Source organism: Streptomyces africanus, from assembly GCF_030816955.1.
Lineage (GTDB): Bacteria > Actinomycetota > Actinomycetes > Streptomycetales > Streptomycetaceae > Streptomyces > Streptomyces africanus.
On record NZ_JAUSYP010000001.1, the window covers coordinates 1,749,167 to 1,772,114 of the forward strand.

Below are 22,948 nucleotides of genomic sequence, written 5' to 3' on the forward strand. Positions count from 1 at the left end.
CGACGTTTGGCGCCGCATGATATCGGCCATCGCGTTCACCCGTACGGCCCGCTCATCACCCGTACGCCGCGAAGAATCATATTTCACTCACAGTCAGCAGTCGTTTACGACAAGGCCCTTGGGAAACACGGACTCTCGACGGATTCGCTGTGCACCAGTACCGTCACAAACCCCCCGTGCGGCGTCTATCCACTTGGCGCGCCATCCGCATCATGGACGACCATAGGGATGCGGAAAGCAGAAAGACCGCTGTGAGAGGAGGCGTCCATGGGATCGGTACGCAAGGCAAGTGCCTGGCTTGGCCTCGTCGACGACAACGAAGACGAGCGTTACTACGACGACGACTACTCCGACGGGACCGAGCCCGGGGAGGCCTGGGTCACCGATCCGCGCGTCAAGGTGGCCTCGGACGTCGCCGAGGAGAAGGGGCGCCGCATCGGCACGGTGACCCCGGACAGCTTCCGGGACGCGCGCGCCATCGGCGAGCTGTTCCGGGAGGGCGTGCCGGTCATCATGAACCTCACGGCCATGGACGCCGGCGACGCCAAGCGCGTGGTCGACTTCGCGGCCGGGCTGATCTTCGGCCTGCGCGGTTCGATCGAGCGGGTGTCGACCCGCGTGTTCCTGCTGACCCCCGCCAACACGGAGATCGTGAACGGCGACCCGGCCGCGCACCGCACGGACGGCTTCTTCAACCAGAGCTGAGGCAGGGCCGCTCACCGGCCCTGCCCCCGCGCGGGGTTCACCGGAAGGCGTCGAGTCCGGTGAGCGCCTTGCCCAGCACGAGCTGGTGCATCTCGACGGTGCCCTCGTAGGTGAGCACCGACTCGAGGTTGGTCGCGTGCCGCATCACGGGGTATTCGAGCGAGATCCCGTTGGCGCCGAGAACGGTGCGGGCCGTGCGGCAGATCTCGATCGCTTCTCGTACGTTGTTGAGCTTGCCGAAGCTGACCTGCTCGGGACGCAGGCGGCCGGCGTCCATACGCCGCCCCAGGTGATGGGCGAGCAGAATTCCCTTGTGCAGTTCGACCGCCATGTCGGCGAGTTTGGCCTGGGTGAGCTGGAAGCCGCCGATGGGCCGTCCGAACTGCTCCCGCGACTTCGCGTAGTCGACCGCGGCCTCGAAACAACTGCGGGCCGCGCCCATGGCACCCCAGACGATTCCGTACCGGGCGTGCGACAGACAGCTGAGCGGTCCGCGCAGGCCGGTGCCCTCCGGGAGGACGGCGTCGGCGGGCAGCCGTACGTCGTCGAGGACGAGTTCGCTGGTGACGGAGGCTCTGAGGGACCACTTGTGCTTGATCTCGGGGGCGGAGAACCCGGCGCTGTCCGTCGGTACGACGAACCCGCGGATCCCGTCGTCCGTCTGCGCCCACACGACGGCGACGCCGGCGACCGAACCGTTGGTGATCCACATCTTGCGGCCGTTGAGAACCCAGTCGGTGCCGTCGCGCTCGGCGTACGTCCGCATGGAGGCCGGGTCGGATCCGTGGTCGGGCTCGGTCAGCCCGAAGCACCCGATGACCTCGCCGGCGGCCATGCGGGGCAGCCACTGCCGCTTCTGCGCTTCGCTGCCGAACCGGTGGATCGCGTACATGGCGAGGGAGCCCTGCACGGAGACGAGGGACCGGATCCCGGAGTCGGCGGCCTCCAGCTCCAGGCACGCCAGTCCGTACTGCACGGCGGACGCCCCGGCGCACCCGTACCCGTCGAGGGACATCCCCAGGGCGCCGAGCTCCCCCAGCTCCCGCGCGAGCTCCCGGATCTCCGGCAGCTCCCCCTTCTCGTACCACTCGGCGACCTGCGGCAGCACCCGGTCCGCGGCCCAGGCCCGCACGGTGTCCCTGATCCCGAGGTCCTCCGGCTCCAGGAGGTCGTCGAGGCCGAGGGGATCGGCGGGGTCGAAGGGAGGAAGCTTGGACGACTCGGACATGCGGACACCCTCCGAAGCTCTTTAACTAGCACTGCTAACCAAGACGCTACGACGCCTGCCCACCCATGCACCACCCGTAGCTGCGAACTGAGGAGCAGAGGTCGCCCGCGGGCGGTCCCTCGCCGTCGGCGCCCGCGGGCCTCATCCCACGAACAGCGCCGAGCGCCCGGCGGACTGCGACGCGCGTGCCCACTCCCTCCCGGCGCAGCCCCGCAGGGCTTCAGGCCCCGGACCCCCGCCACCGCAAGCCGCCGACGGCGCCCCGCCCCCACGGGCGACCTCCACCCCTCAGTCGGCAGACACAGGTGGCGCGTGGGTGGGCAAAAAGGGCGTCACACCGAGACGCGCGACTCCGCGGCGTCCCTGGGCGCGGGCACCTCCACCGCACCAGCACCACCCTCACACTGCATGACCCGCGGCAACCGCAACGCCATCACCGCCCCGAGCACCAACAACCCCGCACTCACCAGCAACGTCACATGCAGCCCGTGCACGAAAGCGTCCCGGGCGGCATGACGCAGGGCAACCCCCGCCACCCCGCCCAGCTGCGCGGCAACGTCGTAGGCCTCCCCCAGCGAATGCCCCGCCGAGGAGGACGCCGACTCCGGCACCCCCGGCACACCCGACAGCCCGGGCGCGTACGCCGCGTTCATCACCGTGCCGAGCAGCGCGATCCCGATCCCCGCCCCCAGCTGGTACGACGTCTCCCCGATCGCCGCCGCCCCACCGGCCTGGTTCTGCGGCGCCTCGCTCAGCATCGACTCGTACGCCCCGAACAGCGTCGTCTCCAGCCCGAAGCCGAGCAGCACGAAGCCGGTCAGCATCAGCGCGCAGTCGTCCGTCCGGCCCAGCCCCGTCAGCAGCACCACCGCGAACGCCGTCAGACAGAACCCGAAGCACACCATCCGCCGCGGCCCGAACCGCCGCAGCATCCGCGCCCCGGCCAGCCCGGCCGCCATCGCGGCGAACGTCAGCGGCAGCAGCCGCAGCCCCGTCTCCAGCGGCGACAGCCCGAGCACCAGCTGGAGGTACTGCGCGGCGATCAGTTCGAGTCCGACCAGCGCGAGCATCGCCAGCACGATGCACCCGACGGCCGTGCTGAACGCCGGCCGCGCGAACATCCCGAGGTCGACCAGCGGATGCGTCCGCCGCCGCTGCCGCCGTACGAACGCGACCAGCAGCGCCGCGCCCACCACCAGCGGCAGCACGGTGAGCAGGCTCCCCACCGACTCCCCGCCGCCGAGCCGCTTGACGCCCAGCACCACCCCGAACAGCCCGATCGCCGCCATCAGCGCGCCGACCACGTCCCAGGGTCCTTCGCCGTCACCCTTGGACTCGGGCAGCAGCAGTCGCCCGACCGGGAGACTGACCAGCATCAACGGGATGTTGACGAGGAACACCGAGCCCCACCAGAAGTGCTCCAGCAGGAAGCCGCCGAGCAGCGGTCCGACCGCCGCGCCCACCGCGGCCACGGCGCTCCAGACGCCGATCGCGAGCGCCCGCTCGCGCCGGTCCGGGAAGACCTGCCGCAGGATGGACAGGGTCGCGGGCATGATCATCGCGCCGCCGACGCCGAGCAGCGCCCGCGCCACGATCAGTACCTGGGCGTTGTCCGCCAGGGCCGCGAGGCCGGAGGCGACGCCGAACAGCGCGTACCCGAGGAGCAGCACCCTTCGGCGGCCGACGCGGTCGCCCAGCGTGCCGAACAGGATCAGCAGCGAGGCGCAGACGAGCGGATAGACGTCGACGATCCAGAGCAGCTCGATCCCGCCGGGCTTGAGGTCCTCGGTGACGGCGGGGACCGCCACGTGCAGCACGGTGGCGTCGACGGCGACCAGCAGCAGGCTGACGCAGAGGACGACGAGAACCACCCAGCGGTTGGCACCGGCCCCGGCCGCCCGACGGCGCAGCGCAGCGGCCGTGGTCGTCCCGGACATGTACGTACCTCCCAGATGTTCCCTCGCGATCGGCGGGCTCACGGGGTGGGGGACGCCCCCGCGACTCGGCCGGAGAGGAGCGGTGGTCTCCGGCCCGCGCAAACGAACAGCGAGTGACACGTCAGAGTACGCGAGTCCGCGCGGGAGCCGAGTGGCGGACCTCTCACCCGTCCGGCGGAAAGATGTGGCGTACGCCACTCCCCCCACCGTCGACCACGCCCCGGGCGGCCGGCCGGTTCCGGCCCCGGTCGATAATCGGGCCCGTGACCGATCTCGAGACGCGCGCGGCCCCGTCCCGCGCCGGGGCGCTGCGCCGGGCGGCCCCGGCGCTCCTCGGGTACGCGGCCGTCCGTGTCCTGGGCCTCGTCGCCCTGGCCCTGTGGAGCGCGGCGCGCGACAAGAGCGCGTACACGCTGCTGACCGCTCGCTGGGACGCGCTCTGGTACACCAGGGTCGCCGAGCTCGGCTACGGCTACGAGGTGCGTCTGGCGAACGGGGACGTGCACTCGAACCTCGCGTTCTTCCCGCTGCTGCCCTGGCTGGAGCGGCTGGTGGCAGCCGTGTCCCCGCTGTCGTACGCGGACGGCGGTTTCCTGGTCAGCCTGTTCGCCTCGGTCGCCGCGGCCTGGGGGATCTTCGCCGTCGCGGACCATGTGTACGGCCGCCGGGCCGGGGTGTGCGCGGTGCTGCTGTGGGCCGTGCTCCCGGTCGGGATCGTGCAGTCGATGGCGTACAGCGAGTCGCTGTTCACGGCGCTCGCCGCGTGGTCGCTGTACGCGGTGCTGACGGGCCGCTGGGTGACCGCGGGCACGCTGGCCCTGCCGGCGGGGCTGACCCGTCCGGTCGGGATGGCCGTGGTGGCCGCCGTGTGGGTGGCGGCGATCGCCTCCTTCGCCGGGGAGCGGCGGTCGGGCGACGCCCACGACGTCGGCCCCCGCACCCGCCGCGCCCTCGGCATGCTGCTCGCCCCCCTCGGCACCGCCGGATACGTGCTGTGGGTCGGCCACCACACCGGCAAGGGGATGCTCGGCTATCTCGACGTGCAGGCGGGGTGGCGCAACGGCTTCGACGGGGGTTACGCCTTCGCCCGGTTCGTCGCCGAAAAGTTCACGTCGTTTCCCTCGGCCCTGGCCGGTGCCGGGCTGATCGCCGGGGTCGTGTCAGTCGTCTGGCTGTATGTGGCCGGAGTACGTGGACGCCAGCCGCTGCCGCTGCTGGTCTACACCGGAGTGGTCACCGTGCTCGCCCTGTGCGCGTCGAGCTACTTCGGCTCGAAACCGCGGCTGCTGATGCCCGCCTTCCCGCTGCTGCTGCCTCTCGCCCTGGCCCTGGCCCGGCTGCGTATCCGCAGGTCAGCGCTGGTGCTCGGGTCGGTGGCCGTCGCCTCGGCGGTGTACGGGGCGTTCTGGCTGAACGGTTCGGGTCCCCCCTGACCCGCTGTGAGCGCCCGGAGAATTCCACGCCAGGCCCCGGTGAACGAATTCAAAAGCCCAATAAAACCCCCATCCGGAATGATCAAAGGAATTGAAGGTCGCAGCGCCCGGCGATTACGGATTCGCTGGAAATAAACCTCCTCCTGAGAGGAATCCCACATCACATCGTCATCACAAAGCCGTTGATTCGACGGGGATCCGAGCTCACTCGCTGTAACGTCGATTGGGTGCGTACCGAACCGAAGCTCACCCGTCTGGACCGGGTGTTCGCCCGGCTGGACCGTGAGCCGGAACGACCGGCCCACATCGATGTGCCGAAGATGAGCAGGCACCGCATCGTGCTCTTCGCGGCGACCCTGGCCTTCTACGGCGCGATCGTGTGGGCCGTGATCATCACGTCCTGGCTGGTGCGGCTCGACTGGCAGGTCATGTTCTTCCGGCCGTATCAGCAGTGGTCGGAGATCCACTGGTTCGTCGACTACTACGTGGTCCTCGGCCAGCGCGGCCCGACCGCCGTGATGGTCGCGGCCTGGCTGGGCTGGCGCTCCTGGCGGCAGCACACCCTGCGTCCGCTCCTCGCCCTCGGCGTCTCGCTGCTCCTGCTGAACATCACGGTGGGCGCCGCCAAGTACGGCATGGGCCGCCTGGGACCGCACTACGCGACCGTGATCGGCTCGAACGAGATGTGGCGCGGCGGCGATATATTTCCGAGCGGTCACACCGCCAATGCCGTGGTGACCTGGGGGATCCTGGCCTACCTGGCCTCCAGCGCGAGAGCGCAGCGCTGGCTGTCCGCCGTGTCCGCGGTGACCTCGCTCGGCGTCGGGATGGCCACCGTCTACCTCGGTACGCACTGGCTGAGCGATGTACTGCTGGGCTGGGTCGCGGGGCTGCTGATCCTGCTCGGCCTGCCGTGGTTCGAGCCGCTGATCGCCCGTTCCGAGGCGAAGATCTTCGACCTGCGCGACCGCTGGCGGGCCCGCCGGCGCCCTATGGCGCCGGACGCCGTCCCGGCCGACGCGCCGCCCGTGGTGGTCACGCCGCTGCCCGCCGACCGGGACGACGTCGCGGCCCGCTCCCCCCGGGCCCCGGCCTACCTGGCGCCGGGACCGCACACGACCCGCTCGGAGCGCACGCCGATCACCCCCGCGGGCAGCCGCCGCCCGCCGCACACGGAGCGGCACCCGCGCGGCTCGGCCTCCTCCTCGGCCCGCCCCTGACGGATGGCCGGCCACGACGGACGGCGGCCCGGTGCGCACACCCCGTCCGGGCACGGCGAAGGCCCCGGTTCCGCTCCGGAACCGGGGCCTCGGGGTGTCTCAGCCCTTCCAGGCCCGCGCCACCCGGCCGCCCTTCACCTCGAAGTTCAGCCGGCCCACGCGGTACTCCATCGTGATGATCGCCCCCGGCGGCAGCGCACGCACCGTCGGCCAGCCGCGCTCACGCGCGAGGCTCTCGGCCCGGTCGGCCTCCAGGCCGACATAGGTGTCCGGGCTGTCGTCGGGTTCCGCGGAAGGTGTCGGAATCGGTGCCATGCCGCCACGCTATGCCGTGCCCGGCGACCGCGGAAGTCCGGGCCCGTGACCCGGTCCCTGTCCCTCCGCTGTCACGCTTCTGTCACAAGATCACGACAGGTGTTTCGGATGCTGTCCGTCACACGGACGAGCGGTTCCGTAGGCCTTCCGCAGGTATTCGATCGGAAATTTCCGCGTGTCACATGAGCCCATGGAAAGGCCCGGCGGAAAGTTCCGGGAGAAGTGACCTCGGGACCCCATTCCATTCCGGCGCCGCACCGGGCCGGCTCAGCCGCCGCCGCACAGGAAATGCCTGGCTTCGGCACGCAGAGGCCGGTACGCCCCCTGTCGGAGCGCTCGGTGACGCGCGCATCATGGCGTGAGCTCGCGGGTACGCGACGCGGGCTTCGGCGGGCCCGGCACGCGATGAGCGAAGGGGCGAGCGAGCGATGGGGACACAGACCGTACAGGCGACGGCGCGGCCCGTGCCGAGGAAGCAGCACGGGCGGGTGGTGGTCGACTGGCTGACCACGACGGACCACAAGAAGATCGGTCACCTCTACCTGATCACGTCGTTCGTGTTCTTCCTGATCGCCGGGGTGATGGCGCTGCTGATGCGCGCCGAGCTGGCCCGCCCCGGACTGCAGATCATCAACAACGAGCAGTACAACCAGGCCTTCACGCTGCACGGCACGATCATGCTGCTGCTGTTCGCGACGCCGACCTTCGCCGGCTTCGCGAACGAGCTGATGCCCTTGCAGATCGGCGCGCCCGACGTGGCCTTCCCGCGGCTGAACATGTTCTCGTACTGGCTGTTCCTGTTCGGCGGTCTGATCGTGCTGGGCTCGCTGGTGGTGCCCTCCGGACCGGCCGACTTCGGCTGGTTCGCCTACGCCCCGCTCAACAGCGCGGAGCGCACACCCGGCATCGGCGCCGACCTGTGGATCATGGGGCTGGCGCTGTCCGGCTTCGGCACGATCCTCGGCGCGGTCAACTTCATCACCACCATCATCGGGATGCGCGCGCCCGGCATGACCATGTTCCGGATGCCGATCTTCGTCTGGAACACGCTGTTCACGTCGATCCTGATCCTGATGGCGTTCCCGGTGCTGGCGGCGGCGCTGCTGGTGCTGGAGGCGGACCGGCGGTTCGGCGCGCAGGTCTTCGACGCGACCAACGGCGGGGCGATCCTGTGGCAGCACCTGTTCTGGTTCTTCGGCCATCCCGAGGTGTACATCATCGCGCTGCCGTTCTTCGGCATCATCACGGAGATCATCCCGGTCTTCAGCCGCAAGCCGATGTTCGGCTATCTGACGCTGGTGGGCGCGACGATGGCGATCACCGGCCTGTCGATGGTGGTGTGGGCGCATCACATGTTCGCGACGGGCGCGGTGCTGCTGCCGTTCTTCTCGTTCATGAGCTTCCTGATCGCGGTACCGACGGGCGTGAAGTTCTTCAACTGGACCGGCACGATGCTCAAGGGCTCGCTGTCCTTCGAGACGCCGATGCTGTGGGCGACGGGCTTCCTGGTGACGTTCCTGTTCGGCGGGCTGACCGGGGTGATCCTGGCGTCGCCGCCGATGGACTTCCACGTGACGGACACGTACTTCGTGGTGGCGCACTTCCACTACGTCGTCTTCGGCACGGTCGTCTTCGCGATCTTCGCCGGCTTCTACTTCTGGTGGCCGAAGTTCACCGGCAAGATGCTCGACGAGCGGCTCGGCAAGATCCAGTTCTGGACGCTCTTCACCGGCTTCCACACCACGTTCCTGGTGCAGCACTGGCTGGGCGCCGAGGGCATGCCCCGCCGGTACGCCGACTACCTCGCCGTGGACGGGTTCACCGCGCTCAACACCGTGTCGACGATCGGCGCGTTCCTGCTCGGCATGTCGACGCTGCCGTTCCTCTACAACGTGTGGAAGACCGCCAGGTACGGCGAGAAGGTCGAGGTCGACGATCCCTGGGGCTACGGCCGTTCCCTGGAGTGGGCGACCTCCTGCCCGCCGCCCCGGCACAACTTCACGGTGCTGCCCCGGATCCGGTCGGAGTCGCCGGCGTTCGACCTGCACCATCCGCGGTACGCGGCGGTGACTGCGCAGCCCGAGCCAGAGCGCCATCAAGCCGGTCGCGAACCTTCCTGATCGCCCCGATCAGCTCGTCGGGTTCGAGCACCTCGAACTCGAAGCCCAGCATCATCACGTGGATCACCATCACGTCGAGGCTCCCGGCCCCGCAGCGCAGCAGGCAGCTGTCCGGGCCCTCCGCCTCCAGAACCCCGGCGCTGGGCGAGATGTGCGCGGCGGCCTCCTCCAGGGGCGCCAGGAGCCGCACGACGGCGTGGGTGGCGTACGCGCGCGTGGAGACGCCCTGGGAGACGTAGGCGGCGAGGTCCTCGGCGGGCGCCTCGCGCGGCTCGAAGCGCGGGCCGTGCGGCGGCCGGGGCGTGATGCGGTCCACGCGGAAGGTGCGCCAGTCCTGCCGGTCGAGGTCCCAGGCGACGAGGTACCAGCGGCGCTCGGTGCACACCAGGCGGTGCGGTTCGACACTGCGGCGGCTGTGGGTGCCGATGGGGGTCCCCCCGCTCGAGTCTGTTCGAGAGTGGGGGAGGCCGCGGTACTCGAAGCGCAAGCGCTCGGCGTCCCGGCACAAGTGGGCGAGCTCGGTCAGCACGGCCGGGTCGACGGCGTCGGGTACGGGACCGCGCAGCATCGGCACGGTGAAGGCGTTGAGGGCTCCCACGCGGCGGCGCAGCCGGCCGGGCAGCACCTGTTCCAGTTTGGCGAGGGCCCGGACCGAGGTCTCTCCGATGCCCTCGATGCCCTGCCCGGCCGCCGTGCGCAGCCCGACCGCCACGGCGACGGCCTCGTCGTCGTCCAGGAGCAGCGGCGGCAGCTCGGCGCCCGCGCCCAGCTGGTAGCCGCCGCCCGTGCCGGGGCTGGCGTTGACCGGGTAGCCGAGTTCGCGCAGCCGGTCCACGTCCCGGCGCAGGGTGCGGGCGCTGACGCCGAGCCGCTCGGCCAGGTCGGGGCCGGACCACTCGCGGTGGGCCTGGAGCAGGGACAGCAGGCGCAGCAGGCGTGCCGAGGTCTCCAACATGGGGCGAGTCTGCCAGCCCTTGCGGTCAGCCGCTGTCCTCAAGGCGCGTACGCCAACTGGGGGACGTCGAAGCAGGTGCGGTTCATGTCCCCCTGGCCGACCCAGCCCCTGCCGTCCTGCCAGCGGGCCACCGACAGGCAGGTCCGGACGGTCCTCGGCGGCTCGGCGCGCCGCTCGAACTCGACGGGCAGGAGCAGTCCGCCCGCGGTGTATCCCTCGCTGCGGTTCATGTAGGCGTCGACGCACGCGCGCGTGATGCCCGTCCTCGCGCAGGACCGCGCGGCGTCCGTGACCCAGCGGGCGGCCGCCCAGCCCTCCAGTTGCCACTGCGAGTGCGTCTTCAGGTCCTTGGTCGCCTCGCGGAACTCCCGTACGGCCGGGTGGCCGGTGTCGTCGTAGTTGCGGCTGGAGCCGGTCGCCCAGAGGGCGTTGCGGCAGCGCGGGGCGGCCTTGTAGTCGTCGGCGACGGTGGACGCCCAGTTCTGCACGTTGGTCACCTTGGCGGTGACGTGGGCGCCGACCTCGTCCATGGCCTGGCACAGCCGGGCGTTGCCGTGGCTGTCGATGGCGTCGAAGACGAGGTCGGCGCCCTGTTCCTTCAGGTCGGCCGCGACGGCGCGGAAGTTGGGCAGGGCGAAGTCGACCTGCTCGGTGACGACCTTGTAGCCCTCGACGCGCAGGCCCCGTTCGACGAGCCGGGCGTAGGCGGCGGACGCGGACTGGTTGTAGGAGACGACGGCGGCGGTCCGGGCGCCGTGCTCGCGCTTGAAGTAGCGGTAGACCTCCGTGCCGCCGTACAGCTTGCCGTCCCAGCCGGTGGTGCCGTCCCGCGGGGCGCGGCTGCCGTAGATGCCGTAGAGGTGCGGGTAGGTGTCGTAGGCGCTGCCGATGGGCTGGCCGCCGATGTCGGGCACGCGCGCGCGGGAGACGCGGGAGGCGCCCGCGTAGTCCAGGGCGGTGGTGGCGACCAGGGCGACGACCTCGTCCTCCTCGACCAGCCGGTGCACGCACTCGTTGTTGCCGACGCCGCTGCCGCCGTCGTCGCACCGGCGTACCTCCACGCGGCGGCCGTCGATGCCCCCGCGCGCGTTGAGCCGGTCGAACCAGGCCCCGGCGCCGTCGCGCGGGCCGGTGAAGGCGTTGCCGCCGACCGGGCTGGTGGCGCTGGTGATGATGCCGACCCGCAGGGGCGCGGAGTCGCGGGGCGCGGAGCTGCGGTCGTCGTGCTCGAAGTCGCTCTCCGGGAGCCGGCTGCCGCAGGCCGCGCTCAGGGCGAGCAGCAGCGCCGCGGCGAGGGCCTCAGCAGCCCGGGACCGGCGACGCATTGCCGCTCAGTTGCACCAGCGCGCACAGCGTCTTGGCGGACAGCTTCCAGGTGCCGTTCTGCTCGACGGCCGTCCCGGAGGCGTCCGGCAGGACGGTGGCGCCCTTCAGGGTGAGCGTGTACGTCACGTCCGCCTCGGTCGCCGAGGTGAACTCGATCCCGGTGACCTTCGCCTGGACCTGCCCGCCGCGCTCGTCACCGCTGAAGGCCTTGAGGACGGGGCCCATCCGGTCGCCGTTCTCCAGGACGGCCTGCTTGTCCTCGGTCGAGGTCTTCGGGTCGAAGAACTTCTGCCAGTTCTGCCTGATCTCGGTCTCGGCCGCGGCCCGGTCCGCCGGTGCGCTGGCCGGTGCGCTCGTGGTCCGCTCCGCGGTCGGTGTGGGCGGCGTGCTCCCGCTGCTGCCGCCGCCGTTGTCGTCGCTGCATGCCGCGAGGACCGGGGCGAGGGCCAGGATCAGGGCGGCCGCGATCGCCGTACCCCGTCCGGCGGCTCGTGGGACCCGTGTCGCTTTCCCCCGCCTGAGGTCGCTGCCGAGAACCATCTGGCTCACCACCGGGTGTCGGTCCGGGCCAAGAGCGCCCGGTTCTTTCAGGGTCAGCTTCCAAGGGGCATAGTGCAAGCGAGCGGCGGACTTGAACAGGCGGCCAGGCGCGTGCCCGGACAACCGACGTGTGGGAGCAGCGATGCGGACAAGCCGACTGCGGACCGTGCATCCCGTCCTGTGGGCCGGCTGGGCGGCGCTGGCCGCCGGCGCCGTACTGTGCGTCGTCGGCTGGTACGGCGTCTCCGGGGAGCGCTTCGCCGAACGGCAGCTGCCCTACCTCGCTTCCTGCACGGTCCCCGGCGCTGCCCTGATCGTCTCCGGGGCGGTGCTGCTGGCCCGCGGCCGGGACTCGATCGCCGCCGCGCGCGTGGAGGAGCTGTACGGCCTGCTGGTGGCGGCCCAGCCGGCGGATGAGGACGAGACCGGGCAGGCCGCGCTCGCGCCCCTCGCGGTCAGCGGCGAGCTGCTGATGGTGCCGGGCGGCACGCTGTGGCACCGCGCGGACTGCCCGCTGGTGGCGGGGAAGGCGGAGGCGGTTCCGGTGGACTCCAAGCTGGTGGCGAGCGGCGAGCTGGGCCCGTGCCCGATCTGCGAGCCCGCCGAAGAGACCGACTGAGCCCGGGCCATGTCCTCGCTGACGTACGAGCTCACCCTGGCCGGCCTGTCGGTGGGCAGCGCGGCGGCGCTGACCGGGATCGGCCTGATCGTGACGTACCGCGCGACCGGGGTGCTGAACTTCGCGCACGGCGCGATCGCCATGGTGTGCGCCTACGTGCTGCGGCAGTGCGTGGTCGAGTGGGGCTGGCCGCTGTGGCTCGCGGCCGCGGTGACGCTGCTCGTGCTGGCGCCGGGGCTGGGTGTCGTACTGGAACGGTTCGTCTTCCGGCCCCTGGCGGTCCTCGGCGGTGACCCGGCGCAGACGCTGGTGGCGTCCATCGGGGTGTTCGTGCTGCTGGTGGGCGGGGCGGCGCTGCTGTGGGGGCAGGGGGCGCGGGACGACGCGCCGGAGCTGGTGCCGGACGAGCCGTGGGGGCAGCTGGCGGTGGTGCTGGTGCTGGCCGCCGGGGTCGCGGCGGTCGTCCGCTGGACGCGGTTCGGGCGGGAGCTGCGGGCCGTGGTCGACGACCGGCAGCTCGCCGTGCTGGGCGGCATCGACGCGGACCGGGTCGCGGCGGCGGGCTGGGCGTTCGGCTCCTTCACGGCGGGCCTGACCGGCGTCCTGCTGGCGCCGTACGTGCGGCTCGACCCGTACGGGCTGTCGCTGCTCGTGATGGAGGTCGTGGCGGTCGCGGTCGCCGCGCGGATGCGGAGCCTGCCGGTCGCCGTGGTGGTGGCGCTGGGCATCGGGGTGGCGCAGAGCCAGCTCACGCGGCTGCACCCGTCCGGGTGGGGCGCGCCGCTGCTGCAGACGGCCGGCACGAACCTGTTCGTCGTCGCCCTGCTGGTCGCGGCCCTGGTCCTGCCGGGCGTGGGCACGCGTGACGCGTTGCCGCGCACGGCCACCGCCCGGGTTGCGACCCCGCCCGGCGCGTGGATCGTGGCGGCCGTGCTGTTCCTGCTCCCGCTGGGCCTCGCCGGCCGGGACCTGCACACGTCGATCCAGGTGCCGGCGCTGGCCGTCGTCCTGCTGTCCCTGGTGGTGGTCACCGGCCGCGGTGGCCAGATCTCCCTGGGGCAGGCGGCGTACGCGGGGCTGGGCGCCCTGTTCACCGCGCTGCTGGCGGCGGGCCGCTTCCCGGGCCTGCCGGCCGTGCCGGAGCTGGCGGCCCTCGCGCTGGCGGTCGTCCTGGTGGCGCCGCTCGGCCTGCTCACGGGCTGGCCGGCGATCGGCCGTCGGGGCCTGGCGCTGGCGCTGGCGACGTTCGCCGTCGGCGTGGGCGTGAGCCGCTTCGTCTTCGACCAGCCGTACGCCACGTCGGGCCTGTCGCTGGGCCGCCCGGCGGGTTTCGAGGGGGACCGCGCGTACTACGTCCTGGAGTTGCTCCTGCTGGCGCTCGCGCTGCCGGCGGCGCACGCGCTGCGCCGGGGGCGGACGGGCCGGGCCCTCGCGGCCATGCGGGACCACGAGGCGGGGGCGCAGGCGGCGGGCGTCCCGGTGCCGTCCCTCAAGCTGCTCGCCTTCGTCGCGGGGGCCGCGCTCGCCGCGCTGGGCGGCGGCATGCTCGGCATGGGCCTGCGCGCCTTCGACCCCGCCGCCTACGACCCCGTGCGCGGTCTGCTGTGGTTCGCGGCGGTCGTGGTGCTGGGCGCCGACAGCGCCCTCGGCGCCCTCGGCGCCGCGGCTCTCCTGGTCGGTCTGGACGCGGGCGCGCGGGGCGGCGTGGCGGCGGCCCTGATCGGCGTCCTGGCGGTCCTCGTGGGCCGCTTCCCCGGCGGCCCGTACGAGGCCCTGCGAACGGCGGCGGACCGCCTGCGCCCGCGCCGCGCACCGGCCCTCACACCGGCGGGAGCCCGGGCCCGCGGGCTGCTGCGCCCGGTGGAGCGGCGGGCGGCCCGGACGGCGCCGGCGGGCGCGACAGCGACAGGGGCGACAGCACCTGCGGCATACCACCGGAGCAGCCGGCCACCGGCCTTCCGGGGCACCTCGACACCGTCGGCTCCCGCCTCCCCCCTCCTCACGGCCCGCCGCCTCCACGCCCACTACGGCGGCTTCACCGCCCTCGACGGGGTCGGCCTGGACGTCTCCCCCGGTCGGATCACCGCGATCGTGGGCCCCAACGGGGCCGGAAAGAGCACCCTGTTCCACTGTCTGGCCGGCACACTGCGGCCCGCGGGCGGCGAGGTGCGCCTCGGCGGGCGGGACATCACCGCCCTGCCCGCGCACGCCCGCACCCGGCTCGGTGTCGCGCGGACCTTCCAGCGACTGGCCGTCTTCCCGTCGCTGACCGTGGCCGAGAACGTCCGGGTGGGCGCCGAACAGGGCCGGGTGACCGATCCGGGTGCCGTGGAGCGGACGCTCAGGCTGCTCGGTCTCGACGGGCCGGTACGGGCGCTGCCCGCCGCCGGGCTGCCCACGGGGACGCTGCGCCGCGTCGAACTGGCCCGGGCCCTCGCGGGCGCCCCGCGCGTCCTGCTGCTCGACGAGCCCGCCGCCGGCCTCGACTCCACCGAAGTCGCCGCCCTCGCCCGGGTGCTGAAGGCCCTGGCCGCCGACGGCACGGCCCTGCTCGTCGTCGAGCACGACCTGGACCTCGTCGCCGGCCTCGCCGACGTCGTGCACGTGATGACGGCGGGCCGGATCGTCGCCTCCGGCCCGCCCGGCCGGGTCCTGGACGCCCTGGGATCGGCGGCCGGGCGATGACCACCGTCTCCCTGCGCCACGCGCGCGTGCGCTACGGCCCCCTGGAGGCCCTGCACGGCATCACCCTCGCCGCCCCCGGTCCGGGCCTGACCGTGCTGCTGGGCCGCAACGGCTCCGGCCGCAGCACCGCCCTGCGCGCCCTGGCCGGCACGGTGCCCCTGTCGGGCGGCGCCGTGGTGTGGGACGGCGCCGACGTGACCCGCGTACCCGCGTACGAGCGGGCCCGGCGCGGGCTGTGCCTGGTCCCGGAACGGCAGGCCGTGTTCGGCTCGCTCACCGTGCGCGAGAACCTCGGACTCGCCGCCCCCGACCATGCCCCGGCCCTCGACGCCTATCCGCAGCTGCGGCCCCTGCTGGAGCGGCGCGCCGGCACGCTCTCCGGCGGGGAGCAGCGCATGCTCGCCCTGTCCCGGGCGCTGCTGGCACACGCGCGCGTGGTGCTCGTCGACGAGCCCGCCCAGGGCATGTCGCCCTCGGTCGCGGCCCGTACCTACGAGCTGCTGGGCGCGCTCGACGCGTGCGTGCTGGTCGCCGAGCAGCGCCTGCCGCCCGCCCTGCGGGAGCGGCCCGCGATCGTCTACGAACTGCGGCGCGGGACGGTCGCGTTCGCCGGCGAGGCGGGCGAGCTCCCCCACTGACCCGGCGCGCCAGGGCCCCGTCCGGTCGGCCGACCGGACGGGGCCCGTGTCCCGGCGAGGGGGAGCGCCTCAGATGTCGAGGCGCAGGCCGGGCACGATGATGTCGGGATCACCGCCGATGGCGGCCTTGTTGGCGGCGTAGAGGTGCTGCCAGGTGGTGCCGTGCCGGGCGGCGACGCCGCTCAGGGTGTCGCCCGCGCGGACGGTGTAGTCGCCGCGGGAGGAGCCGCGGTCCGGGTGTGCGGCCGTGGAGCGCGCAGGCGTCTTCGCGGGCTTCGCCGGAGCGGGCTTGACGGAGGTGACCGGGTCGGCCGCCGCGGAGGCAGCGGGTGCGCTGCCGCTCGCCCCGGCGCGTGCCGAGCAGGTCGGCCAGGCGCCCCATCCCTGGGCGCGCTGGACCTTGGTGGCGACGGCGATCTGCTGGGACTTGCTCGCCCGGTCGGCGGTGGGCGCGTAGGCCGTGCCACCGTAGGCGCGCCAGGTGGAGGGGGCGAACTGGAGTCCGCCGTGGTAGCCGTTGCCGGTGTTGATGTGCCAGTTGCCGCCGCTCTCGCACTGGGCGATGCGGTCCCACACTCCGCTGTCAGCCGCTGCGGCGTTCCCGGTCGCGGCGAGCAGTCCGAGGGGCGCGAGCAGTGCCGCGCCGGCGAGGACCGCCGTCGTACGAACGTGGTTCTTCCGAGCGTTGTCGCGCGTGGTATCGGCACATTCGGACATGTAGTTCCCTCTCGAAACACCCGGGGTCCCCCAAGGCGGAACGCCACTCCCCGCGCCATGGGGCGCGTGGGTCGCGCTCGCCCCGTCCGCCGGTGTGGTGCTGCGCGTGGTTCCGGAGAATCACGCGGCCGGCGGACGTACCCGAGCGGTGCTCGCTGCACACGGCGGAGGAATCTAAGGAGTTGACGGGCCGTCATCAACCGGTGGCCCGTCATGCCAGGCCAGTTCCCCGATACCTCGGGTAACGGCCATTTCCGGACACCCACTTCATTCCCGGATTTCCTGATATGTCGACCAACGCGCCCGATGGCCTGTGACCCACTTCACCCTCTCAACGCCCTTTACAATCCCGCGACTTGACGGTGAGTGCGCGATTCCGCGCCGAGCGTGACCCTGTGCGCTGGATGGTTCGATTCCGTTCGCCCTGGGGCGTGACTCCCGCCACAGATCGCCCGTTGTCATCTTCATGAGCCGGGACCCACCCGGACCACGGACCGGGAGCCACCCCCGGTCCTGCCACGCACCGCATCCCCGAGGGAGCCACCCGTGCCGCGCATGCTCGACGTCAGCGACGAGGTACGCGCCGAGATCGGCGACGAAGAAGCCGACCGCCTGCTCGCCGGAGAGACCGCCCCGGGCAGTTACGACTGCACGTCCTGCCGCACTCCGGGCGACTCCGCGCAGGAGCGCACCAGCACCGTCCTGTTCATCGGGGACGAGACCGCCGTCCTCGCCTTCGCCCACGCCGGCTGTCTGCCCTCGCAGGTCGTCCAGGTCACCGAGGAACAGCTCCGGGGCGCCGTGAAGTCCATCACCGGCGACACCGTCGACCTGGAGCCCGACAAGGTGGTGCCCGAGCAGGCGGTGCTCGGCGTGACCAGCGGACTCGTGCTGATCGCCGGGGAGCTGCACCCGGCGCTGGTGGTGGAGCCGACCGCGCCCATCGCCCGGCCGGGCACCACGGGCTCCGGCGACGACTTCCTGCCGTTGCTGATCGAGCAGGGCTTCATGCCGATGACCGAGCTGGCCGCCGTACCGCCCGTGCTGCACGGCTGGTCGGTGCTGCTCGCCGTGGGCCGGCTGCACGCGGTGCTCCAGCCCGGCAGCAACGGCGGCCAGCCGGTGGCCTGGTGGCAGGCCCACCAGCCGCTCCAGGTCACCGAGGGCTGGCGCGCGGCCGCCAACAAGCACCAGCAGGTACTGATGTTCGCCGCGCCGGTCGGCTCGATCGGCCGGCAGCCGCGCGAGGACCTGATGCGGGACGCGCTGGACAAGGCGGCGGCGACCGGAAAGCTCGTCGGCGCCGCGCTGCCGCTGGCCGGCACCTGAGCGGCGCGTCACCCGGACAGACCGCACCCACGCGAAAGCCGTACCGGGGCCGCATCCCCTGACCCGCGGGGTCGTTTGGACATACGTGCACGCATACGACGTTCCCCGCCGCCAGTCCTACTCGTCGATCCCCTCCGCACGGTCGGCTCAGGACTCCCAGGGCGGCCCATCGGCCACGCCGATCTACGACGCGCTCTACGCCGAGTACGTCAAGTCCTTCCGCGCACTTCCCGGCGACCGCAGCGGCGAGGAGAAACTCGGCTTCACCGCCTTCGGGAACCTCCCGCACAGCACAGGCTCGTACGGCAGTCCGCACAGCAACTCGTACAGTGCCTACAGCGCGGGGGCCCAGAGCGCCCGCCATGCCGCCGGACAGCAGCCGCAGTGGCAGCGCGTCGGGACCGTCGGCTCGCATGGCACCGGGATGCACCACGTGCCGGCCGCACTGCCGCCGGGTCGGCGCGGCGTCTGAAGCGAGCACCGTACAGCGGAAGGACGGCCCCACCCGGGGCCGCCCTTCCGCTGTTTCGCGCCCGCTTCGTCCTACTTCTTCCTGCCGCGCTTCTCGCGGACCCGCACCGAGATGTGGATCGGCGTCCCCTCGAAGCCGAACTCCTCGCGCAGGCGGCGCTCGATGAAACGCCGGTAGCCCGCCTCGATGAAGCCGGAGGCGAAGAACACGAACCGCGGCGGCTTGGTGCCCGCCTGCGTGCCGAACAGGATGCGCGGCTGCTTGCCGCCCCGGATCGGGTGCGGGTGAGCGGCGACCAACTCACCGAGGAACGCGTTCAGCCTGCCGGTCGGGACCCGGGTCTCCCAGCCCGCCAGGGCCGTCTCGATCGCCGGGACCAGCTTCTCCATGTGGCGGCCGGTGCGCGCCGAGACGTTGACCCGCGGGGCCCACGCCACCTGGCCCAGCTCGGTCTCGATCTCCCGCTCCAGGTAGTAGCGGCGCTCCTCGTCGAGCGTGTCCCACTTGTTGAAGGCGAGGACGACCGCGCGGCCCGCCTCGACGGCCATGGTGACGATCCGCTGGTCCTGCACCGAGATGGACTCGGAGGCGTCGATCAGGATGACCGCGACCTCCGCCTTCTCGACGGCGGCGGCGGTGCGCAGCGAGGCGTAGTAGTCGGCGCCCTGCTGGAGGTGGACACGCTTGCGGATGCCCGCCGTGTCGACGAACTTCCAGGTGACGCCGCCGAGTTCGATCAGTTCGTCGACCGGGTCCCGGGTGGTGCCCGCCAGCTCGTTGACGACGACGCGCTCCTCGCCCGCCACCTTGTTCAGCAGCGAGGACTTGCCCACGTTCGGGCGGCCGATCAGGGCGATGCGGCGCGGTCCGCCGATGCCGCCCCCGCCGAACGTCTCGCGCGGCGCCTCCGGCAGCACCTCCAGGACCTGGTCGAGCATGTCGCCGGTGCCCCGGCCGTGCAGCGCCGAGACGGGGTACGGCTCCCCCAGTCCCAGGGACCACAGATAGGCCGCGTCGGCCTCGCCGCTCGGGCCGTCCACCTTGTTGGCGCACAGCACGACCGGCTTGCCGGCCTTGCGCAGCAGCCGTACGACGGCCTCGTCGGTGTCCGTGGCGCCGACCTTGGCGTCGACGACGAAGACGACGGCGTCGGCCGCGTCGATGGCGTACTCGGCCTGGGCGGCGACGGAGGCGTCGATGCCGAGGACGTCCTGCTCCCAGCCGCCGGTGTCGACGACCTTGAAGCGGCGGCCCGCCCACTCGGCCTCGTAGGTCACACGGTCGCGGGTGACACCGGGCTTGTCCTCGACGACGGCCTCGCGGCGGCCGATGATGCGGTTCACCAGGGTCGACTTGCCGACATTGGGGCGGCCGATCACGGCGAGGACGGGCAGCGGGCCGTGCCCGGCCGCCTCGATCGCGCCCTCGACGTCCTCGAGGTCGAAGCCCTCCTCCGCGGCGAGCTCCATGAACTCCGCGTACTCGGCGTCGCCGAGCGCCCCGTGGTCGCGCTCGGGCGCGCCTTCGTAGGCGTCCGAGCCGTCGGGCTGGGTGTGGTCGTTCATGAAGTCCGTACCTCGTCGTTCATCGTGGTGGTCGGTGGAGTACCCGCTGTCCTGCGGCTGATCCACTACTCAGTGTTGCCTAGCGCCCGGTGAGGCGCCTGGCGTTTTCCAGGTGGGCGGCGAGCTGCTTCTGGATGCGTCCGGTCGCCTCGTCCAGCGCCTTGCGCGTACGCCGCCCGCTGCCGTCGCCCGCCGCGAAGGGCTCCCCGAAGACGACGTCGACGCGAGACCGCAGCGGAGGCAGCGCCTTTATCAACCGTCCCCGCCGGTCGGAACTTCCCAGCACGGCGACCGGCACGATCGGGGCACCGCTGCGCACCGCGAAGTACGCGAGCCCGGCGCGCAGCGAGGCGAAGTCGCCCTCGCCCCGGGTGCCCTCCGGGAAGATGCCGAGCGCGCCGCCGTTCTGCAGCACGCCGAGCGCCCGGGTGATCGCCGTGCGGTCGGTGGTGTCGCGGTCCACCTTCAGCTGGCCGATGCCGGTCAGGAACGGGTCGAGCGGGCCGATGAACGCCTCCTTCTTGATCAGGAAGTGCGTCGGCCGGGGCGCCACGCCCATGACCATCGGGCCGTCGATGTTGTGGGAGTGGTTGACGGCGAAGATCACCGGGCCGGTCGTGGGCACCCGCCAGGCGCCGAGCACGCGCGGCTTCCACAGCCCGTACATCAGGCCGACGCCGATGCGCCGCCCGACGTCGGCGGCCCGCGGGGAAGGCAGCTGGTCGGTCACTTCCCGGCCCGCTTCTCCTCGACGAGGGTGACGACGCACTCGATGACCTGGGCCAGCGTGAGCTCGGTGGTGTCCACCTCGACCGCGTCGTCCGCCTTGGCGAGCGGCGAGGTCTTGCGGCTGGAGTCGGCCGCGTCCCGCTTGATCAGGGCCTCCCGGGTGGAGTGCACGTCGGCGCCCTTCAGCTCACCGCTGCGGCGGGCGGCCCGCGCCTCCGGGGAGGCGGTGAGGAAGATCTTCAGGTCGGCGTCCGGCAGCACGGTCGTGCCGATGTCGCGGCCCTCCACCACGATGCCGTTCGCCGCGGGAGGCCGCGATCGAGCGCTGGAGCTCGGTGATCCGGGCGCGCACCTCGGGCACCGCGCTGACGGCGCTGACCTTGGAGGAGACCTCCTGGGTGCGGATCGGGCCGGCCACGTCGACGCCGTCGACGGAGATGGCGGGGGCCTGCGGGTCGGTGCCGGAGACGATCTCCGGCTTGCCGGCCGCGGCGGCGATCGCGGCGGGGTCGTCGATGTCGATGCCGTTGTTCACCATCCACCAGGTGATCGCCCGGTACTGGGCGCCGGTGTCCAGGTAGCTCAGCCCGAGCTGTGCCGCCACGGCCTTCGAGGTGCTCGACTTGCCCGTGCCGGCGGGGCCGTCGATGGCGACAATCACTGGCGTGGCGCTTTCCACTGTGGGGACCTTCCTGAACCGGGCTGGCGGGGGTGAGGGCGCGACTGCCCCGCACAAGGTTACTGGGTGCGGGTCACTCGTCCGGCCGCGCGTCGGTCAGCCACGTCCAGCATGCCCTACTGCCGGATCGCCCAGCCCCGCTCCCGCAGCGCGGCACTCAGTACGGGTGCCGCCTTCGGCTCCACCATCAGCTGCACCAGACCGGCCTGCTGCCCGGTCGCGTGCTCGATGCGCACGTCCTCGATGTTGACGCCGGCCCTGCCCGCGTCCGCGAAGATCCGGGCCAGCTGTCCGGGCTGGTCGTCGATGAGCACGGCCACGGTCTCGTAGACCCGCGGAGCGGATCCGTGCTTGCCGGGGACCCTGACCTGCCCGGCGTTGCCGCGCCGCAGGACGTCCTCGATGCCGGTGGTGCCGTCACGGCGCTTGTCCTCGTCGGAGGACTGCAGGGCGCGCAGGGCCCGCAAGGTCTCCTCCAGGTCGGCGGCGACGTCCGTGAGCAGGTCGGCGACCGGCCCGGGGTTCGCGGAGAGGATGTCGATCCACATCCCCGGATCGGAGGCGGCGATCCGCGTCACGTCCCGGATGCCCTGCCCGCACAGCCGTACGGCGGCCTCCTCGGCGTGCTCCAGGCGCGCGGCGACCAGGCTGGAGACCAGGTGGGGCATGTGGGAGACGAGGGCGACGGCACGGTCGTGGGCGTCGGCGTCCATCACGACCGGCACGGCACGGCAGTGCGAGACCAGCTCCAGGGCGAGGTTCAGCACCTCGGTGTCGGTGTCCCGGGTCGGGGTGAGCACCCAGGGGCGGCCCTCGAAGAGGTCGCCGGTGGCGGCCAGCGGGCCGGACTTCTCCCGGCCCGACATGGGGTGCGTGCCCAGGTACGCCGTCAGGTCGAGACCCCGGGCCTCCAGTTCGCGGCGCGGCCCGCCCTTGACGCTGGCGACGTCGAGGTAGCCGCGTGCCACACCGCGGCGCATGGCGTCGGCGAGCACGTCGGCCACATGGGCGGGCGGGGCGGCGACGATCGCGAGGTCGACGGGCCCGTCCGGCGCCTCGTCCGTGCCTGCGCCGAGCGCGACGGCCGTATGGGCCTGCTCCGGGTCGTGGTCGGCGAGGTGCACGGTGACGCCCCGCTGGGACAGGGCGAGGGCGGCGGACGTGCCGATGAGCCCGGTTCCGATGACGAGTGCGGTCCTCACTGGGCGATGTCCTTGCGCAGGGCGCCCGCGGCGCCGAGGTAGACGTGCGCGATGTCGGCACGGGGCTTGTCGGACTCGATGTGCGCGAGGACGCGGACGACACGCGGCATGGCGCCCTCGATGTCCAGTTCCTGGGCGCAGATCAGCGGGACGTCGACGATGCCGAGCTTGCGGGCGGCGGCCGCCGGGAAATCGCTGTGCAGGTCGGGCGTGGCCGTGAACCAGATGCTGATCAGGTCCTCGGCGGTGAGGCCGTTGCGCTCCAGGATGGCCGCGAGCAGGGCTCCGACCTGCTCGTCCATGTGCCCGGCCTCGTCCCGTTCGAGTTGGACGGCGCCCCGGACCGCTCGTACCGCCACGGCGATGCTCCTTGCTGACGTGCGTGTCACTGCGTGTCGCTCTGTGTGTCAAGCCTAGTCAGCCCGCGCGGCCGGGGTGCGCGGCGCCCATCCGATGAGACACCGGACTTGCCGATCCTTGGGTATTTTCGGTGCAAAGATGCAGAGAATTCCGATTTACTCATCTTTGGCACCT

General features: G+C 72.4%; 19 protein-coding genes and 2 pseudogenes. 9 read left to right on the top strand and 12 right to left on the bottom strand.

Translation table 11 applies throughout. The features are described 5' to 3' along the window. Positions 1 to 267: 267 nt before the first annotated feature. Positions 268 to 705, top strand: a complete 438-nt coding sequence (locus QF034_RS08225) for a cell division protein SepF (protein ID WP_114251168.1) — start codon at positions 268 to 270, stop codon at positions 703 to 705. Between the two features lie 37 nt (positions 706 to 742). Here QF034_RS08225 and QF034_RS08230 read toward each other — a convergent pair whose 3' ends face one another. Further along, positions 743 to 1,933 carry an acyl-CoA dehydrogenase family protein gene (locus tag QF034_RS08230; RefSeq protein WP_307174300.1) on the bottom strand — a complete coding sequence of 397 codons (1,191 nt, stop codon included), beginning with the start codon at positions 1,931 to 1,933 and terminating at the stop codon, positions 743 to 745. A gap of 332 nt (positions 1,934 to 2,265) precedes the next feature. Next, positions 2,266 to 3,870 carry an MFS transporter gene (locus tag QF034_RS08235; RefSeq protein WP_307174301.1) on the bottom strand — a complete coding sequence of 535 codons (1,605 nt, stop codon included), beginning with the start codon at positions 3,868 to 3,870 and terminating at the stop codon, positions 2,266 to 2,268. A gap of 263 nt (positions 3,871 to 4,133) precedes the next feature. On the opposite strand from QF034_RS08235, the gene QF034_RS08240 reads away from it, so the two are divergent. Continuing rightward, a complete protein-coding gene (locus tag QF034_RS08240) occupies positions 4,134 to 5,303 on the top strand; it encodes a putative hexosyltransferase (RefSeq protein ID WP_307174302.1) in 1,170 nt (389 codons plus the stop codon). 227 nt (positions 5,304 to 5,530) lie between these two features. Then, positions 5,531 to 6,523 (top strand): phosphatase PAP2 family protein, encoded by a 993-nt coding sequence (locus QF034_RS08245; protein WP_307174303.1) that lies wholly within the window; start codon positions 5,531 to 5,533, stop codon positions 6,521 to 6,523. 99 nt (positions 6,524 to 6,622) lie between these two features. Here QF034_RS08245 and QF034_RS08250 read toward each other — a convergent pair whose 3' ends face one another. After that, a complete protein-coding gene (locus tag QF034_RS08250; protein WP_307174304.1) occupies positions 6,623 to 6,838 on the bottom strand; it encodes an I78 family peptidase inhibitor in 216 nt (71 codons plus the stop codon). A 428-nt stretch (positions 6,839 to 7,266) separates the two neighbouring features. Here QF034_RS08250 and ctaD point away from each other — a divergent pair. Beyond that, positions 7,267 to 8,838: pseudogene (ctaD, locus tag QF034_RS08255) on the top strand (aa3-type cytochrome oxidase subunit I); the annotation flags it as partial. On the opposite strand, the gene QF034_RS08260 reads toward ctaD, so the two are convergent. From QF034_RS08260 to QF034_RS08270, 3 genes are read right to left on the bottom strand one after another with little or no spacing between them, the layout of a single operon-like run. Beyond that, entirely contained in the window at positions 8,837 to 9,913 is a 1,077-nt protein-coding gene (locus QF034_RS08260) for a helix-turn-helix transcriptional regulator (RefSeq protein ID WP_307174305.1), read from the bottom strand. The pseudogene ctaD and the gene QF034_RS08260 sit on opposite strands and share 2 nt — an antisense overlap. 38 nt (positions 9,914 to 9,951) lie before the next feature. Further along, complete coding sequence (locus QF034_RS08265) at positions 9,952 to 11,238, bottom strand: ABC transporter substrate-binding protein (protein WP_307174306.1); 1,287 nt, start codon at positions 11,236 to 11,238, stop codon at positions 9,952 to 9,954. Next, a complete protein-coding gene (locus QF034_RS08270; RefSeq protein WP_307174307.1) occupies positions 11,213 to 11,779 on the bottom strand; it encodes an MTB12 C-terminal domain-containing protein in 567 nt (188 codons plus the stop codon). The genes QF034_RS08265 and QF034_RS08270 overlap by 26 nt, the downstream gene beginning before the upstream one ends. 142 nt (positions 11,780 to 11,921) lie before the next feature. Here QF034_RS08270 and QF034_RS08275 point away from each other — a divergent pair, with 142 nt between their 5' ends. Genes QF034_RS08275 through QF034_RS08285 form a run of 3 tightly spaced genes read left to right on the top strand, consistent with a single transcriptional unit; the run spans position 11,922 to position 15,721 of the window. Continuing rightward, the gene (locus tag QF034_RS08275; RefSeq protein WP_307174308.1) at positions 11,922 to 12,398 is read left to right on the top strand and encodes a hypothetical protein; all 477 of its coding nucleotides are present in this window, start codon (positions 11,922 to 11,924) and stop codon (positions 12,396 to 12,398) included. Positions 12,399 to 12,407: 9 nt separating this feature from the next. Next, complete coding sequence (locus tag QF034_RS08280; RefSeq protein WP_307174309.1) at positions 12,408 to 15,083, top strand: ABC transporter permease subunit; 2,676 nt, start codon at positions 12,408 to 12,410, stop codon at positions 15,081 to 15,083. Next, positions 15,080 to 15,721 carry an ATP-binding cassette domain-containing protein gene (locus QF034_RS08285; RefSeq protein ID WP_307174310.1) on the top strand — a complete coding sequence of 214 codons (642 nt, stop codon included), beginning with the start codon at positions 15,080 to 15,082 and terminating at the stop codon, positions 15,719 to 15,721. The genes QF034_RS08280 and QF034_RS08285 overlap by 4 nt, the downstream gene beginning before the upstream one ends. A 69-nt stretch (positions 15,722 to 15,790) precedes the next feature. Here the strand turns inward: QF034_RS08285 and QF034_RS08290 are convergent, their stop codons facing one another. Continuing rightward, entirely contained in the window at positions 15,791 to 16,438 is a 648-nt protein-coding gene (locus QF034_RS08290) for a LysM peptidoglycan-binding domain-containing protein (protein ID WP_307174311.1), read from the bottom strand. Positions 16,439 to 16,984: 546 nt separating this feature from the next. On the opposite strand from QF034_RS08290, the gene QF034_RS08295 reads away from it, so the two are divergent. Next, a complete protein-coding gene (locus QF034_RS08295) occupies positions 16,985 to 17,767 on the top strand; it encodes a DUF8842 C-terminal domain-containing protein (protein WP_307174312.1) in 783 nt (260 codons plus the stop codon). An 85-nt stretch (positions 17,768 to 17,852) separates the two neighbouring features. Further along, the gene (locus QF034_RS08300; RefSeq protein ID WP_307174313.1) at positions 17,853 to 18,239 is read left to right on the top strand and encodes a hypothetical protein; all 387 of its coding nucleotides are present in this window, start codon (positions 17,853 to 17,855) and stop codon (positions 18,237 to 18,239) included. 71 nt (positions 18,240 to 18,310) lie between these two features. On the opposite strand, the gene der is transcribed toward QF034_RS08300, so the two are convergent. From der to aroH, 5 genes and pseudogenes are all read right to left on the bottom strand, one after another. Next, complete coding sequence (der, locus tag QF034_RS08305; RefSeq protein ID WP_307174314.1) at positions 18,311 to 19,804, bottom strand: ribosome biogenesis GTPase Der; 1,494 nt, start codon at positions 19,802 to 19,804, stop codon at positions 18,311 to 18,313. A gap of 79 nt (positions 19,805 to 19,883) precedes the next feature. Next, positions 19,884 to 20,534 (bottom strand): lysophospholipid acyltransferase family protein, encoded by a 651-nt coding sequence (locus QF034_RS08310; protein ID WP_307174315.1) that lies wholly within the window; start codon positions 20,532 to 20,534, stop codon positions 19,884 to 19,886. Continuing rightward, a pseudogene (gene cmk / locus QF034_RS08315) lies at positions 20,531 to 21,212 on the bottom strand ((d)CMP kinase). Before cmk ends, QF034_RS08310 begins: the two are co-directional and overlap by 4 nt. A 116-nt stretch (positions 21,213 to 21,328) precedes the next feature. Continuing rightward, on the bottom strand, positions 21,329 to 22,414 hold the full coding sequence (locus QF034_RS08320; protein WP_307174316.1) for a prephenate dehydrogenase: 1,086 nt from the start codon (positions 22,412 to 22,414) through the stop codon (positions 21,329 to 21,331). After that, entirely contained in the window at positions 22,411 to 22,773 is a 363-nt protein-coding gene (gene aroH, locus QF034_RS08325; protein ID WP_307174317.1) for a chorismate mutase, read from the bottom strand. Before aroH ends, QF034_RS08320 begins: the two co-directional genes overlap by 4 nt. Positions 22,774 to 22,948: the final 175 nt, after the last annotated feature.

Coding starts and splice junctions, on each gene's coding strand:
- QF034_RS08225 (WP_114251168.1), top strand. CDS start 268: ATGGGATCGGTACGCAAGGCAAGTGCCTGGCTTGGCCTCGTCGACGAC.
- QF034_RS08230 (WP_307174300.1), bottom strand. CDS start 1,933: ATGTCCGAGTCGTCCAAGCTTCCTCCCTTCGACCCCGCCGATCCCCTC.
- QF034_RS08235 (WP_307174301.1), bottom strand. CDS start 3,870: ATGTCCGGGACGACCACGGCCGCTGCGCTGCGCCGTCGGGCGGCCGGG.
- QF034_RS08250 (WP_307174304.1), bottom strand. CDS start 6,838: ATGGCACCGATTCCGACACCTTCCGCGGAACCCGACGACAGCCCGGAC.
- QF034_RS08260 (WP_307174305.1), bottom strand. CDS start 9,913: ATGTTGGAGACCTCGGCACGCCTGCTGCGCCTGCTGTCCCTGCTCCAG.
- QF034_RS08265 (WP_307174306.1), bottom strand. CDS start 11,238: ATGCGTCGCCGGTCCCGGGCTGCTGAGGCCCTCGCCGCGGCGCTGCTG.
- QF034_RS08270 (WP_307174307.1), bottom strand. CDS start 11,779: ATGGTTCTCGGCAGCGACCTCAGGCGGGGGAAAGCGACACGGGTCCCA.
- QF034_RS08275 (WP_307174308.1), top strand. CDS start 11,922: ATGCGGACAAGCCGACTGCGGACCGTGCATCCCGTCCTGTGGGCCGGC.
- QF034_RS08280 (WP_307174309.1), top strand. CDS start 12,408: ATGTCCTCGCTGACGTACGAGCTCACCCTGGCCGGCCTGTCGGTGGGC.
- QF034_RS08285 (WP_307174310.1), top strand. CDS start 15,080: ATGACCACCGTCTCCCTGCGCCACGCGCGCGTGCGCTACGGCCCCCTG.
- QF034_RS08290 (WP_307174311.1), bottom strand. CDS start 16,438: ATGTCCGAATGTGCCGATACCACGCGCGACAACGCTCGGAAGAACCAC.
- der (WP_307174314.1), bottom strand. CDS start 19,804: ATGAACGACCACACCCAGCCCGACGGCTCGGACGCCTACGAAGGCGCG.